Genomic DNA, 11,962 nt, shown 5'->3' on the forward strand with positions numbered 1-11,962 from the left:
GACAGGCCCCGCACCGTCCGCCACCTCTGCGGCGAGCACCGGGTACCGGCCGGTCATCTTCGTCCACGGCCTCAAGGGCGACGCGCTCACCTGGGGGTCCATGGTCGACGACTTCCGGAACTCCACGGCGGACAGGCCCGGATACTCCGGCAGCGAGCTCCACACCTGGGGCTACGACTGGAAGCTCTCCAACAAGGAGAACGCCCGGAAGCTCCACGAATACATCAGCGAGAAGTTCCCCCGGACCAAGGTCGACATCGCCCACTCCATGGGGAGCCTGGTCAGCCGCTGGTACCTCAAGGACCCCGAGAACCGCGGGTGGAAGGGGGCCGAGAAGGTCGCCAACTGGGTTTCCATCGGCGGACCCAACAAGGGTACGAACCTGTCCTGCTTCTGCAGCCACCCGACTTACGAGGTCATATGCGGAAACATCTTGGAAGGGCTCAATGATATGCACCCCGTCAGCTCCTTCCTGAAGGTGCTGAATTCCGGTGACCCGACGCCCGGGAATGTCCGCTACACCACCATCGGCTCTCCGGATGACGGGCTGGTCTTCCCGCGCGACAGTGTTGCCCTCGACGGCGCGGACAACCACAACTCCAACAGCACGCTGAAGGACCGGCACGGGAACTCGAAGAGCATCTGGAACCGTGCGGACATCTCCGGGGAGATCGCAGAGATCCCCAGCGAGCAATGGCAAAGCCTGGGCACCGAGGGCGAACGCAGGCAATTCTTCCTGCAGTCGACCGGGGCTGTGGACATCAAGGTGAAGATCGAGGAGCACGATTCCACCTCCGCCAACGATGTCGTGACCGCGGGCATCGCCGGCTGGGACCCGCTTTCCTCGGGCCCGGGCGACTTCTCGGAGACGTTCCAGGGCACGGACGGGGGGGTTCTGCGCATCGACTACACCGTCGAGCCGCTGTCCCGCGACAGCGACGTGATCCCCGTCGACTCGGAGAAGGATTGCCCCCAGGACTACCTGTGCGTGTACCGGGGCAAATGGCGCGACGGCGGCGGAATCGGCGTGCGCTCGGGCGTCTCCGTCCCCCGGCTCGCCGACCACGGCCTCAACGACGCGATGCAGTCCTGGATCAACCGGTCCGGGCGCCCCTACTCCTGGTACGAGGACACCGAGTACGGCGGGGGCAAGCACCCCATCGGCTCGCACGAGGCCGTCAACATGACCAGCCACAGCAACCTCGACGGCCTGCGCGGCAAGGCCTCGTCGCTGCAACCCCGTTAAGAAACCCAGCTGTCACCACCACATTGCAGGGCACTCAGGGCCCGACCGCCCCGCACCCCATCGACGTCGCAGAAAAGGACTTTCCACATGACCTTCCGGCCTGCCACCACAATGCCGGTAACGCCTCGCGCTGTTGCTCCCGAACGCCCGGCCGGCACACGACGCAGGCGCGCCGCTCTCGGCATCCTGGCGGCTGCGGCCGCCGCGCCCCTCCTCTCCGTACCGGCCATGGCTGACGCCCCGAAACCCACCGCTGCCCCCAGCAGCCCGGCGTCGCTCAAGGTGCTCAACTGGAACACCATGCTGCTCGGCAAATTCGCCACACTCTCCAGCGGCCCCACGGCCCCGACGAGAGGGCCGAAGCCATAGCGGGCTCCGAAGCGGTCAAGGACACGGACGTCATCGTTCTGGAAGAACTGTTCACCATCAAACCGTCCGCGAGGCTGCTGACTCTGCTCCACGAGCAGGGCTTCACCCACCAGACCCGCATCGTCGGGGCATCCGCCCTGAAGTCTCCGGACCATGAGGCCGACATGGCAGAGACGCCCTTCCCTCGCCACAGCCTTCTCGGCCACTTGCACGGCCTGGAAACAATCCCATTGGATCGACGCGAGTGGATCCCATGGGAAGCTTGTGCGGCTCGACGGTGTGGTACACAGCGTGGACCAGGATCTTGTGCTCGTGCCGCTGGATCTCAGCGGCTGCCACAGTGCCCTTCTGCTTAATGAGCAAGGCGGCCAGAACGGACCACATCACGGCCGGATCAGCAGATTGGCCAGCGAGCGCGAGGCGCCCGCCACCCACCGCGGGGCCTGGCAGACATCGATCGGTACGCTGCTCGGCCGAGTCAAGGTGCGGCGAATAGCCAGCCTCGCGGCGCACGCCGCAGCAGCCTTCTCAGGATGCCAGGTGTTGCGCGCCTATACCCCTTCCGCGGAGCGTCCGCCACCTTCCTGCAGCAGGTGAACTGGGGCGCCAAAGGGACTGCTCACCGCCTGAGCGGAGGCCCGGCCTCTTGTTACCGCCCACGAGGAGGATTGCCGGTAGGATTGGTGGCATGAGCGAGCCTACCGGCAAGTACTCGATCACCATGCCGCGCGACATCGCGGAGGCGGCCCGGACCCGCAGCGGCCCGTCCGGCCTGTCCGCGTACGTGACTGCCGCCGTCGCCCGCCAGATCGAACGCGACAATCTCAACGAACTCATCACCGTCGCCGAGGCCGACCACGGCCCCATCACCGACGACGAGGTCCAGGCGCTGCGTGACCAGCTCCACCAGGCCCGGCAGGAACAGGCCCACGGCGGGGCGGACGCCGCGTGAACCGCTCGCCCGCCGCCCCCGGCGGCACCCTCGTCCTCGACAGCGAGGGACTGGCAAAGGCTGTCCTGCGCGACCGCACGGTCACCGCATGGCTCGCCCTTGCCCGCGCCGACGATCTCCGTGTCATCACCTCCGCGGCCACCCTCGTCGAGGTGGTTCACCCCCGCATCAACCGGCCGGCCCTGGAGTGGACCTTGTCCCGCCTCGTCGTCGAACCGATCACCGAACCGATCGCCCGCCATGCTGCCGTGCTCCTGGCCGACGCCGGACTGCACGGGCACAAGTACGCCATCGACGCCATGCTCAGCGCCACCGCTCTCGTCGCTCCCGGCCCTGTCACGGTCCTCACCTCCGACCCCGAGGACCTCACCCCCCTGTGCGGCACACGTGTCACCATCATCAAGGTCTGAGTCGGATCGCCCTGACGCGTGCCCGGTTACACGAACAGCGCGCGCTCGCCCCGTGGACAACCGCCGGATGAGTTCCCTCCGGCGCCAGCGGTGCGCAGTGCGGCCAGGGGCTGGTCGGGCGGTGCGGTGGAGATGAGGACGGTGGGTGCGATGCGCCGCAGGCCCCAGCTTCGCGAGGCCACGCGCCTGGGGGGCTTCGACAATCAGCGTCGTGTCGACGGAGCGGACGACCCGCAAGCGTCCGTGGGTACGGGCGGCGTCCTTGATCGTGTGCGTGAGAGGCTGCGGGAGTTGGGTGCCTGGCTCGCAGACGGCGGTGAGACGATCGAGGATCTCGTCCGCGTCCCAGCCCGCGTCCATGACCCGCCCCCGCGGATTCGCGGATGTTCCGATCTGAACCATGGCCGAAGCCACCGGGATAAGGTCCGAGCGTGGCCTATATCGTAACTCTGAGTTCGAATGAACTCGATGCAAACCAGGGCAAGTTCAGAATTGAGCAGCGACTGACCAAGTCCCGCCCGAAGAGCCTGAACATCGACGCAGCTCTCGACGGACCGCCCATCGTGCTCTTGATCGGCGAGCATCCGGCCCAGCCCGGCCGCGAACGATCACGGTGGCTTGCATGGATAGGCATCGTGGCCCGTCATGGCACCGTGGGGGCCGTCGACAAGAGCATCACTGTCGATCCACTCCGGGAGTGCATGGAGACCGTTCCGCTCGACGGTCCTGACGGCCTACTCAACGGACTACCAGCGCCCCTGCGCCAAGAGTTCGACCGAGCCTCGCTGCTGGGCACAGTCGGTGCATGCGGCGACGCCGTATGGCGATCGTTGGAGAGAGCGCTACGCACGGGGTGGCCCGGACTCGGCCCGCTTCTCGACTGGCTGATTGCCCAAGCCGACCCGCCTGTCTTCGGGAACAGCCATGCCGACCGGTCATGGCAGGAGCAGCGCGATGCGACAGGCAGCCTGCTACGCATCGCCGACTTCCCGCTCTCCGCACTTGCCGCATGGCGGCGCCCGCCATCAGCAGATGCCCCGTACACCGCCGGGCTCATTCCGCAGCCCGTGGAGCACAGCCTCATCGACTACGACGTCCGCGTCGCCGGCGAGGCATTCGGGATGTTCAGCGAATGGCAACAAGGCAGCACGGTCCGCTGCGACATTCACGTCCTGCACGACGCATCAGGACGGCGGCTCGAAGTCGTCAACGTCAATGCCACACCGGTGGAATCTCGCCTCGGCACAGACATGCTCTACTACCACGAGCCGACCATGAGCTTCGTCTTCGTCCAGTACAAGCGACTCGATCCGGACACTCGCTCGATCTACGTGGACGCACGCCTGAGAAGCCAACTCGACCGGCTCGAGGAAACAGCAAAGCTGAGCGGCCATCCGACACAGCCGAGCGAATGGCGTCTCGGCAATGACCCCTGCTTCGTGAAACTCGCCTATTGGCCACAGAGCACCGACAGGCACCCGGCCCAAGGGCTTGCCCCGGGGATGTATCTACCCGTCTCGTACATCCGACTCCTGCTGGAAGACGACTGCACGCGCGGCAAGCGGGATGACAGTACCGCACGGATCCTCGGCTACGACCAAGTCGAACGTCACCTCACTGGCACCCAGTTCATCGACTTGGTCAAACACGGGCTCGCCGGGACCGTGGGCACTACCAGGGAACAGCTGTATGCCTTGGTCAAGCAGCGTGTCAGCACCGGCCACAGCGTTGTCGTCGCTACGGAATCCAGCGAAGAATCAGTGCGCGCCCGCCAGACACGTACACGCGATCGCGGCGCCAAACCCCGGACCTACCTCCACCACACCTACAAACAGGAGTAACCGGACAACTGACAGCCTGCCGCACCACTCCCGCACCGGATACCCAATGAGCAGTGTGCATCGTGACACTCCCTCCGGCAGCTTCGTCGCAGCATGAGCTCTCACAGCTCTCACAGCAGCCCCTATAAGCGGGGTCATGGCTGCAGCGGTTTGAGCAGGTGAAAGACCACTCGGGCCGCGTAGCGCTTGAAGCAGCGGAAGATCGTGACCGCACAGCAGCCCTGCCTGGCCGTGGGGGGGCGTCGCCCGGAACGCTCTTCCTGACGGTGCCGCCCGGGCTGGGCACGGGCAACACGATGGTGGACGCTGCTGGTGCAGCTCGGGGTGGTGGCGGTGACTCGGCTGCTGAATCTGCTGGTGCCCCAGATGGTCGGCTGAGACGCGGGTGCGCGGCCGCGAGCTGAGCGGGATCGGCCATGCCCGGCACGGCAGCAGGGCCCGTGCGGTGCCGCCCCGCGGCGGCGGTACGTCAGCTCTGTGCGGTGCCGTCACCCGTCTGCCCGGCACCCCCGGTTGCACGTGCCTTTTCGCGCATCTTGCGCACCAGCTCCGCCTTCTGGGCGGCGGCGCTCCGGCGGTCGAGGTTGCGGTGCGGACCGTTGTTCTGCCGTTCGGCGCGGGACAGCTTCTTGCGCTGGCCGCCGCCCTGGCCCACGGGATTGTTGATGTTCTTGCTGTCGGTCACGGGTTCTCCCGGTGGTGCTATGAAGCGATCTACGGATTCATCGGTGATGAACGGGCGCGGCGACAGCGCCATTCCTGTCACACACGTATCACCAACAGCATCGACACTCCTGGACCACAAGGCCCTGACCTGCGCGTACGCCGCTGACCAGGACTCCCTGGACCGCGCAAGACGCCTTCGTCTACCTGTGCCATGTGGTACCCAACGCGGGCCCCAGGACCAGGACTGGGGCGTCTTCTGGCCCGTCAGAGCGGTATTGGAGGGTCTTCGCCGGTGTCTCACTCACCCGCCAGACCCTCTCATCTGTCACGACAGCCCCTATGAGCGGGGTCGTGACTGTACCTGTCCGACCAGGTGGAAGACCTCCCGGGCCGCGTAGCGCTCGGGGCAGCGGACGTTTTCGTGCCGGGTCCCACCCCCATCAGCGGCGTGGCGGCGCTGTCCGGTCCGACGCCCACTCGTGCGAGCAACTGCCACGCCGCTCCCACGTGGGTGCGAGAGCGGTGCGGCATACGAGGAGCACGGCAGCATGGGCGATCAGGAGAAGTGACGGACGAACACGTCCGACTTGCCGTTGGTGTCACCGGGCACGATGTCGTCGGCCGCGGACTGGAAGACCACGTCGCGCCCACCGGCGCTGACCGCGTCGACCCCGGCCGAGGCCGGCTGGTTCGAGACGACCTGGTCGGTGCCCGCTCGCAGGTCGCGCAGCATGAGCGACGGTCCGGTCGTGTCATTCGGGGCGTACAGCAGATAGCCGCCAGTGGGATCGATGGCCAAGCCCTTTACGTTCGGCACCAGCTGGGCGGTGTCCGAGGCCACGTCGTGGACGTAGGTGTCGGAGCCCGAGAGGTAGACGACCTTGCTGCCGTCCTTGCTGATCTGGACGATCGCCGCCTCCTTGGACGGGCCCTCGATCGGGCCGGAGGTGGAGCCGGAGTCCCGGTCCCACACGAAGACGTCCCCGGCCTTGCCGTCCTGGTAGGCGACAAAGCGGCCGTCACCACTGATGGACGGCCGGGACGGGGCTGTGTGGTCGAACGAGGCGATTTCCTGCTTGGTGTGGGCGTGCCAGTCCCATACGTCGATTCGCTGGCTGGACGGCGGTCGGCCGTTGGTGGCCACATCGGCGACGTAGCGGCCGTCCCCGCTCAGCGACGGCTGACTGCAGCTGAGGGCATCGCAGTCGAGGCCGATCGCACTGCCCGCGGTCCACTGGGCCAGCTTGACCTTGGTGTCCTTGAACAACCGCACCCAATAGGCGGCATACTCCCCGTCACCGCTGATCACCGGAGAGGCGATCGGGGAATATCCCACGCGCTTGAGCTGCCCCGACCGCTGTTCGCGCAGGTACACCCCCTGGCCTCCCGCGCTACTGCTGGGCGTGAGGTTCGTCGCCGACGACGAGAAGACGACGCGGCTGCCGTCGACCGAAATCGCGCCACCGGTGGAATCGCCGTCGGACTGAGTGCCGTCGGCCGCGACACTGATCCTCTCGACACCGGCTCCCCTGTCGCGCGCGACGCCCGCGGGCTCTGCCGATGCGGCTCCGGGCAACACCGCGGTGACCGCACACACCACGACCGCCGCACTTAATGCACCCCACACGCGTCTGGTGGTGCTCCGGTTTGTTCTTCCCCTCATCTTTCCCCCAGTCAGGAATAGGATCCGCCTCCGGCTCCCCGCCAGAAGGCCCCAAGCATGCAACCGCGATGACACCAAGGGGGTCAATGCGTCACGGGCATGTGAGAGGCGTCGTTTCGGTCATGGGCGCCGAGACTCGGACACCGGCCGACAGAGAGGGGCTATGAGTCCTGCACGGCCGGCAAGGAAAGCGAGCGGGCCCTGAACCAGAGAATGATCGTTCTCGGTGAACCACAGCCCCTATGTGCGAGGTCCTGGCTGTAGCTGTCCGGCCAGGTGGAAGACCTCCCGGGCCGCATAGAGCTTGAGGCAGCGGACGATTTCGCGGCGGGTCCGCCCTCCTTGATCCGGCGCTCGTAGTAGCCCTGGGTGCGCGGGCCTGCCCGCAGACGGGTGAACACGATGCGATGGAGCGCGGCATTCGCCTGCCGGTCGCCACCACGATTGAGGCGACGGAATTGCCGGCGTCCCGAGGAACGCTCGACAGGGCTGAGCCCGCACAGCGCGGCGAAAGACGCCTCACTGTCCAGGCGTTCCGGGTTGTCCCCCACCGTGATCAGCAAGGCGACGGCCGTGTCCGGACCGATGCCACCACAGTGAGCGGTTGCGGGGCTCTCGCTTCCGGGACGACCGCGCGCAGGACGAGCGCCGTCGGCAGCCCCCGGAGGACTTCGAGCGCACCCGTGCCGCGGCCCGGAGGGATGGCCGCCCGCCTCAGCGGTCGGCCGGGTACCGCGCGAAGAAGGTCTCGGCCATGAACCGGGCCATGGCGGTGAGCCGTTGGGGCGGGTAGCCGTCCGGATCGCGCAGGGCGAGTCGACCACCTTCTTCCATGGCGGTGAGCAGGAGGTGGGCGAGGAGGCCGACGTCGACAGTCTCGGTGCCGGGGCGGCCGGTGAGGAAGTGACGGGTGATGTCGACGAACCGGGCGCGGATGGCGGCTTCGGCCTGTCGGCGGTACGTCCGTACGGGCAGCGGTGTGGCGTCGACGGGCAGGAGGATGGCGCGCCAGCGTTCCGGATGGGTGGTGACGGCGGTGAAGAAGCTCCCGGCGACGTGGGTGAAGACGGCGACGGGGTCGGCGTTGGCGAGGTCGGCGGGGAGGGTGTCGGCGATCTGGGCGAGGGCGCGTTCGCCCTCGCGGTGGAGCAGGTCGCGCAGGATGTGGTTGCTGTCGGTGAACTGGCCGTAGACGACCGGCCTGGTGACACCGGCCGCTTTGGCCACCGCGTCGACGGAGACGCCGGCCACCCCCTCGGTGTTGATGATCCGCAGTGCGGTGTCCAGCAGCTGCTCGCGCCGTTCGGCCGGGGCCATGCGCGGGGCGTACGGGCGCTTGCGGGCGATACCGGGGGGTGTCATGGCCTCAATCCTACCCCTGCGAAGCTACACACCTGTAGCTACAGTCACGCAGCAATGAAAGCTACAGGTATGCAGCAATCGCGGGAAGGGAGGGCCGATGACGAGGACCGGCGCGCCGGAGCGCTTGTGCATCATCGGTGCGGGTTACGTCGGCAACGGGCTGGCGCGTGCCCTGCGGCAGGCGGGCATCCCGTACGACCAGTTCGAGGCCACCGGGGAGATCGGCGGGAACTGGGCGCACGGGGTGTACGACTCGACGCACCTGATCAGTTCGAAGAAGTCCACCCAGTACGTCGAGTACCCGATGCCGGCCGACTATCCGACGTTTCCCGGCCGGGTGCAGATGCTGCGGTACCTGAACGACTATGTGGACCACTTCCATCTGCGCGAGCGTATCGAGTTCGACACCGAGGTCGTCGGGGTGCGGCCGCTGGACCGTACCGGCATGGCCGGCTGGCGGGTGACGCTGTCGACCGGTGAGCGGCGCGAATACGCCGGGGTCGTTGCCGCCAACGGTCACTACTGGGAGCGCAACATCCCCGCCTACCCGGGCACGTTCAGCGGCCGTCAGCTGCACTCCAAGGACTACAAGCGCCCCGCCGACTTCGGCACCGGCGGCCGGGTGCTCGTGGTCGGCGGCGGCAACTCGGCCAGCGACCTCGCGGTCGAGGCGGCGGCCACGTTCGGCGGCGCCGACCTGTCCATGCGTTCCGGGTACTGGTTCATCCCGAAGACGATCTTCGGGATCCCGGCCTCGGAATGGGACCGCGTGTGGCTGCCGATGCCGTTGCAGCGGCTCGGCTTCAAGGCGCTGCTGCGGCTGTCCTACGGCCGTTACGAGCGGTACGGGCTCCAGAGGCCCGACCACGAGCTGTTCAGCAAAGACGTCACGGTCAACTCCTCGCTGATGTACGCGCTGCTGCACGGCAAGGTCCGGCCGCGCAAGGAGATCGCCCGCTTCGACGGATCCACGGTGCACTTCGCCGACGGCACCAGCGGCGAGTACGACACCATCGTGTGGGCCACCGGCTTCCGCACCCGGTTCCCGTTCCTGGACGAGTCGATGTTCGTGTGGGAGAACGAACAGCCGCTGCTGATCGAGCACGTGCTCGTGCCCCGATACGCCAACCTCTACGTCTGGGGCCTGGTCGCGCCCCGCTCCGGCGCCGGGAGGATCATCTCGCACGGCTCGGACTTCCTCGCCGAAGCGGTCGTCGCGCAACGGCTGTTCCCGGTCCCGCTGTCCGACCTGGTCGCCCGCCGCATGCCGGCGCGCAGCTCGATCCTGGCCGGGTCGGCGGAGATCCTCACCCGGATCCGCCTCCTGCGTCGCATCCTGCGTGGCCACTGTCGTCGGGCCCGGTTGCTCGGCGGCGGCGTGGCGTCGTGGAACGCGCGCCGCGGACCCGCGCCCGCTCTTCCGTCCCCGGTGCGCGTCCCGGATGTCGGTGGCGCCGCCCATACCACCGGCCTCGCCGAAACGGAGGTGCCCGTATGAGCCTGCCCGCCCCCACGCCACGGAACCGGGCCGTGGTCACCGGTGCCTCGTCCGGCATCGGCGCCGCGCTCGCCGAGGGCCTGGCGGCCCGCGGCCACTCGCTGATCCTGGTGGCCCGCCGGGAGGAGCGGCTGCGCGAGCTCGCCGAGCGGCTGACCGAGCGTTACCGCGTCCAGGCGGAAGTACGTCCCTGCGACCTCGCCGACCGGGAAGAACGCGCCAAGCTGGCGGCCGACTTGGCGTCCCGGGACATCGCGGTGCTGTGCAACAACGCAGGCTTCGCCACCTACGGACCGCTGTCCGCCCTGACTCCGGAGCGGGAGCGGCTGCAGGTCGAACTGGACGTGGTGGCCGTGCACGAGCTGACCCTGGCCGTGCTGCCCGGCATGCTGGAGCGCCGGGCGGGCGCGATCCTGGTCACCGGCTCCACGGCCGGTAACCAGCCCGGCCCGAACAACACGACCTACGCCGCCTCGAAGGCGTTCGCGAACACCTTCGCCGAGTCCCTGCACGCCGAACTCGCCGGCACCGGGGTCTGCTGCACCCTCCTCGCCCCCGGCCCGGTGCGCACCGAGTTCACCCGGGCCGCCGACGTACCGGCGCTGGACCGCCTGGTCCCCGGCCCCCTGTGGGTGTCGGCCGAACAGGCCGCACGGCAGGCGATCGCCGGCATGGCCCGGGGCAGACGGCGCGTCGTACCGGGACCGTTCGCCAAGGTCCAGACGGCCGGCGGGCAGTACACCCCTCGGTGGATCACCGCCCGGCTGCTGCGCACGGCGTACGGGAGGCTGACGTGACCACCTGGGAACCCACCACCCGCACCCCGGGCCGCGCTCTGGTCTCCGACCTGCGGCGCCTGCTCGCCCTGGGCAACCCGCGCCGCGCCCTGTACCGCGACGCGCACTACTTCGCCGCGACCGTCGAGGTCGACCCCGAACGGATGCGGCCCTGGCTGCCGTTCGGGGTCCGGCTCGCCGAGCCCGCCCGGGCAGACGTGTTCACCGCGTTCTTCCCCGACTGCGCCTACGGCTCGGTCTACCACGAGGCCGGGGTATTCGTGCACATCCAGGCCGGCCGCCGCACCGGCATCCACTGCCCCTGGATGATCCTCGACGACGACGTCGCTCTCATCCTCGGCCGTGAGCTGCTCGGCTACCCGAAGAAACTGGGCGAGATCGACTGGCACCTCGACGGCGACACGATCCACGCCGAGGCACACAGGCGAGACAGCACGCTGATCACCATGGGCGGCACCCTCGGCCGGCGGATCGACGACCCGCCGCCGATCCTCGGCCGCCCGCACCGCAACGCCATGGGACTGCTCGGGGCGGCCATGCCTCGCTTCGTCGGCTTCACACCCGGCGAACACCCCCTCGACGTACGCGAGGTCACCGGCTTCGAGATCACCCTCGGTGGGTCCGAACGCGATCCGCTCGACCAGATGGGCCTCGGCCGTGCCCTCGAAGCCCGCCTCCACCGCGTCGACCTCACCGCCGGATCCCCGCCGATCCCGCTCCGTCCGCTCTCGCCGCTGTTCACGGCGAGCCGACTCCGCCCGAGGGTGCTCTGAGATGACCGACGACATGACCGGCACCGCGACCACCGTGCTCGCCGAACCACTGACCCTGCCCTGCGGGGCGGTCCTGGCCAACCGCATCGCCAAAGCCGGCATGAGCGAACAGCTCGCCACCCGCTCCGGGGCGCCCACCGCCGGTCTGCACCGCCTCTACGCCACCTGGGCCCGCTCCGGCGCCGGCCTGCTCATCACCGGCAACGTCATGATCAACCGGGACGGGCTCGTCGAACCCCGCAACGCCGTCCTCGACGACGACCGCGCCCTGCCCGCCTTCACCTCCTGGGCCGACGCCGCACACGCGCGCGGCACAGCGGTGTGGATGCAGATCAACCACCCCGGCCGCGTCGCCACCGTCCCCTTCACCCGCCGCCCCGTGGCC

General features: G+C 68.5%; 12 protein-coding genes and 2 pseudogenes. 8 read left to right on the forward strand and 6 right to left on the reverse strand.

Going from position 1 to position 11,962, the window contains the following annotated elements; all coding sequences use genetic code 11:
• The coding region (locus K6I34_RS19580; protein WP_229327602.1) for a peptidase inhibitor family I36 protein at window positions 1-1,246 on the forward strand (1,246 nt) is incomplete at its 5' end.
• Here the strand turns inward: K6I34_RS19580 and K6I34_RS19585 are convergent.
• The gene (locus K6I34_RS19585; RefSeq protein ID WP_229327603.1) at window positions 1,243-1,821 is read right to left on the reverse strand and encodes a hypothetical protein; all 579 of its coding nucleotides are present in this window, start codon (window positions 1,819-1,821) and stop codon (window positions 1,243-1,245) included. The genes K6I34_RS19580 and K6I34_RS19585 overlap by 4 nt on opposite strands.
• A gap of 482 nt (window positions 1,822-2,303) precedes the next feature.
• Between K6I34_RS19585 and K6I34_RS19590 the strand changes: the two genes are divergently transcribed.
• Together K6I34_RS19590 and K6I34_RS19595 are read left to right on the forward strand one after the other, a co-directional pair.
• On the forward strand, window positions 2,304-2,567 hold the full coding sequence (locus K6I34_RS19590; protein WP_229327604.1) for a CopG family transcriptional regulator: 264 nt from the start codon (window positions 2,304-2,306) through the stop codon (window positions 2,565-2,567).
• Window positions 2,564-2,977: a type II toxin-antitoxin system VapC family toxin gene (locus K6I34_RS19595; RefSeq protein ID WP_229327605.1), complete on the forward strand. Its 414-nt coding sequence runs from the start codon at window positions 2,564-2,566 to the stop codon at window positions 2,975-2,977. Before K6I34_RS19590 ends, K6I34_RS19595 begins: the two co-directional genes overlap by 4 nt.
• Before the next feature lie 180 nt (window positions 2,978-3,157).
• Here K6I34_RS19595 and K6I34_RS38925 read toward each other — a convergent pair.
• Window positions 3,158-3,379: pseudogene (locus K6I34_RS38925) on the reverse strand (helicase-associated domain-containing protein); the annotation flags it as partial.
• Between the two features lie 29 nt (window positions 3,380-3,408).
• Between K6I34_RS38925 and K6I34_RS19600 the strand changes: the two are divergent.
• Complete coding sequence (locus tag K6I34_RS19600) at window positions 3,409-4,818, forward strand: hypothetical protein (protein WP_229327606.1); 1,410 nt, start codon at window positions 3,409-3,411, stop codon at window positions 4,816-4,818.
• Between the two features lie 469 nt (window positions 4,819-5,287).
• On the opposite strand, the gene K6I34_RS19605 is transcribed toward K6I34_RS19600, so the two are convergent.
• The 4 genes from K6I34_RS19605 to K6I34_RS19620 all read right to left on the reverse strand — a co-directional run bounded on the left by K6I34_RS19605 (window position 5,288) and on the right by K6I34_RS19620 (window position 8,509).
• Complete coding sequence (locus K6I34_RS19605; protein WP_229327607.1) at window positions 5,288-5,503, reverse strand: DUF6243 family protein; 216 nt, start codon at window positions 5,501-5,503, stop codon at window positions 5,288-5,290.
• 537 nt (window positions 5,504-6,040) lie between these two features.
• Window positions 6,041-7,111, reverse strand: a complete 1,071-nt coding sequence (locus K6I34_RS19610) for a hypothetical protein (RefSeq protein WP_229327608.1) — start codon at window positions 7,109-7,111, stop codon at window positions 6,041-6,043.
• 197 nt (window positions 7,112-7,308) lie between these two features.
• Window positions 7,309-7,710 (reverse strand): transposase, encoded by a 402-nt coding sequence (locus K6I34_RS19615; protein WP_374230972.1) that lies wholly within the window; start codon window positions 7,708-7,710, stop codon window positions 7,309-7,311.
• 151 nt (window positions 7,711-7,861) lie between these two features.
• Window positions 7,862-8,509: a TetR/AcrR family transcriptional regulator gene (locus tag K6I34_RS19620; RefSeq protein ID WP_229327609.1), complete on the reverse strand. Its 648-nt coding sequence runs from the start codon at window positions 8,507-8,509 to the stop codon at window positions 7,862-7,864.
• Between the two features lie 97 nt (window positions 8,510-8,606).
• On the opposite strand from K6I34_RS19620, the gene K6I34_RS19625 reads away from it, so the two are divergent.
• From K6I34_RS19625 to K6I34_RS19640, 4 genes and pseudogenes are all read left to right on the forward strand, one after another.
• Complete coding sequence (locus tag K6I34_RS19625; protein WP_229327610.1) at window positions 8,607-10,007, forward strand: NAD(P)/FAD-dependent oxidoreductase; 1,401 nt, start codon at window positions 8,607-8,609, stop codon at window positions 10,005-10,007.
• Window positions 10,004-10,804 (forward strand): SDR family oxidoreductase, encoded by an 801-nt coding sequence (locus K6I34_RS19630; RefSeq protein ID WP_229327611.1) that lies wholly within the window; start codon window positions 10,004-10,006, stop codon window positions 10,802-10,804. The genes K6I34_RS19625 and K6I34_RS19630 overlap by 4 nt, the downstream gene beginning before the upstream one ends.
• The gene (locus K6I34_RS19635; RefSeq protein WP_229327612.1) at window positions 10,801-11,577 is read left to right on the forward strand and encodes an acetoacetate decarboxylase family protein; all 777 of its coding nucleotides are present in this window, start codon (window positions 10,801-10,803) and stop codon (window positions 11,575-11,577) included. Before K6I34_RS19630 ends, K6I34_RS19635 begins: the two co-directional genes overlap by 4 nt.
• A 1-nt stretch (window position 11,578) precedes the next feature.
• Window positions 11,579-11,962 (forward strand): annotated as a pseudogene (locus K6I34_RS19640) (hypothetical protein); the annotation flags it as partial.

The organism is Streptomyces sp. UNOC14_S4 (genome assembly GCF_020740835.1).
Taxonomy (GTDB): Bacteria; Actinomycetota; Actinomycetes; order Streptomycetales; family Streptomycetaceae; genus Streptomyces.

Coding starts and splice junctions, on each gene's coding strand:
- K6I34_RS19620 (WP_229327609.1), bottom strand. CDS start 8,509: ATGACACCCCCCGGTATCGCCCGCAAGCGCCCGTACGCCCCGCGCATG.
- K6I34_RS19625 (WP_229327610.1), top strand. CDS start 8,607: ATGACGAGGACCGGCGCGCCGGAGCGCTTGTGCATCATCGGTGCGGGT.
- K6I34_RS19630 (WP_229327611.1), top strand. CDS start 10,004: ATGAGCCTGCCCGCCCCCACGCCACGGAACCGGGCCGTGGTCACCGGT.
- K6I34_RS19590 (WP_229327604.1), top strand. CDS start 2,304: ATGAGCGAGCCTACCGGCAAGTACTCGATCACCATGCCGCGCGACATC.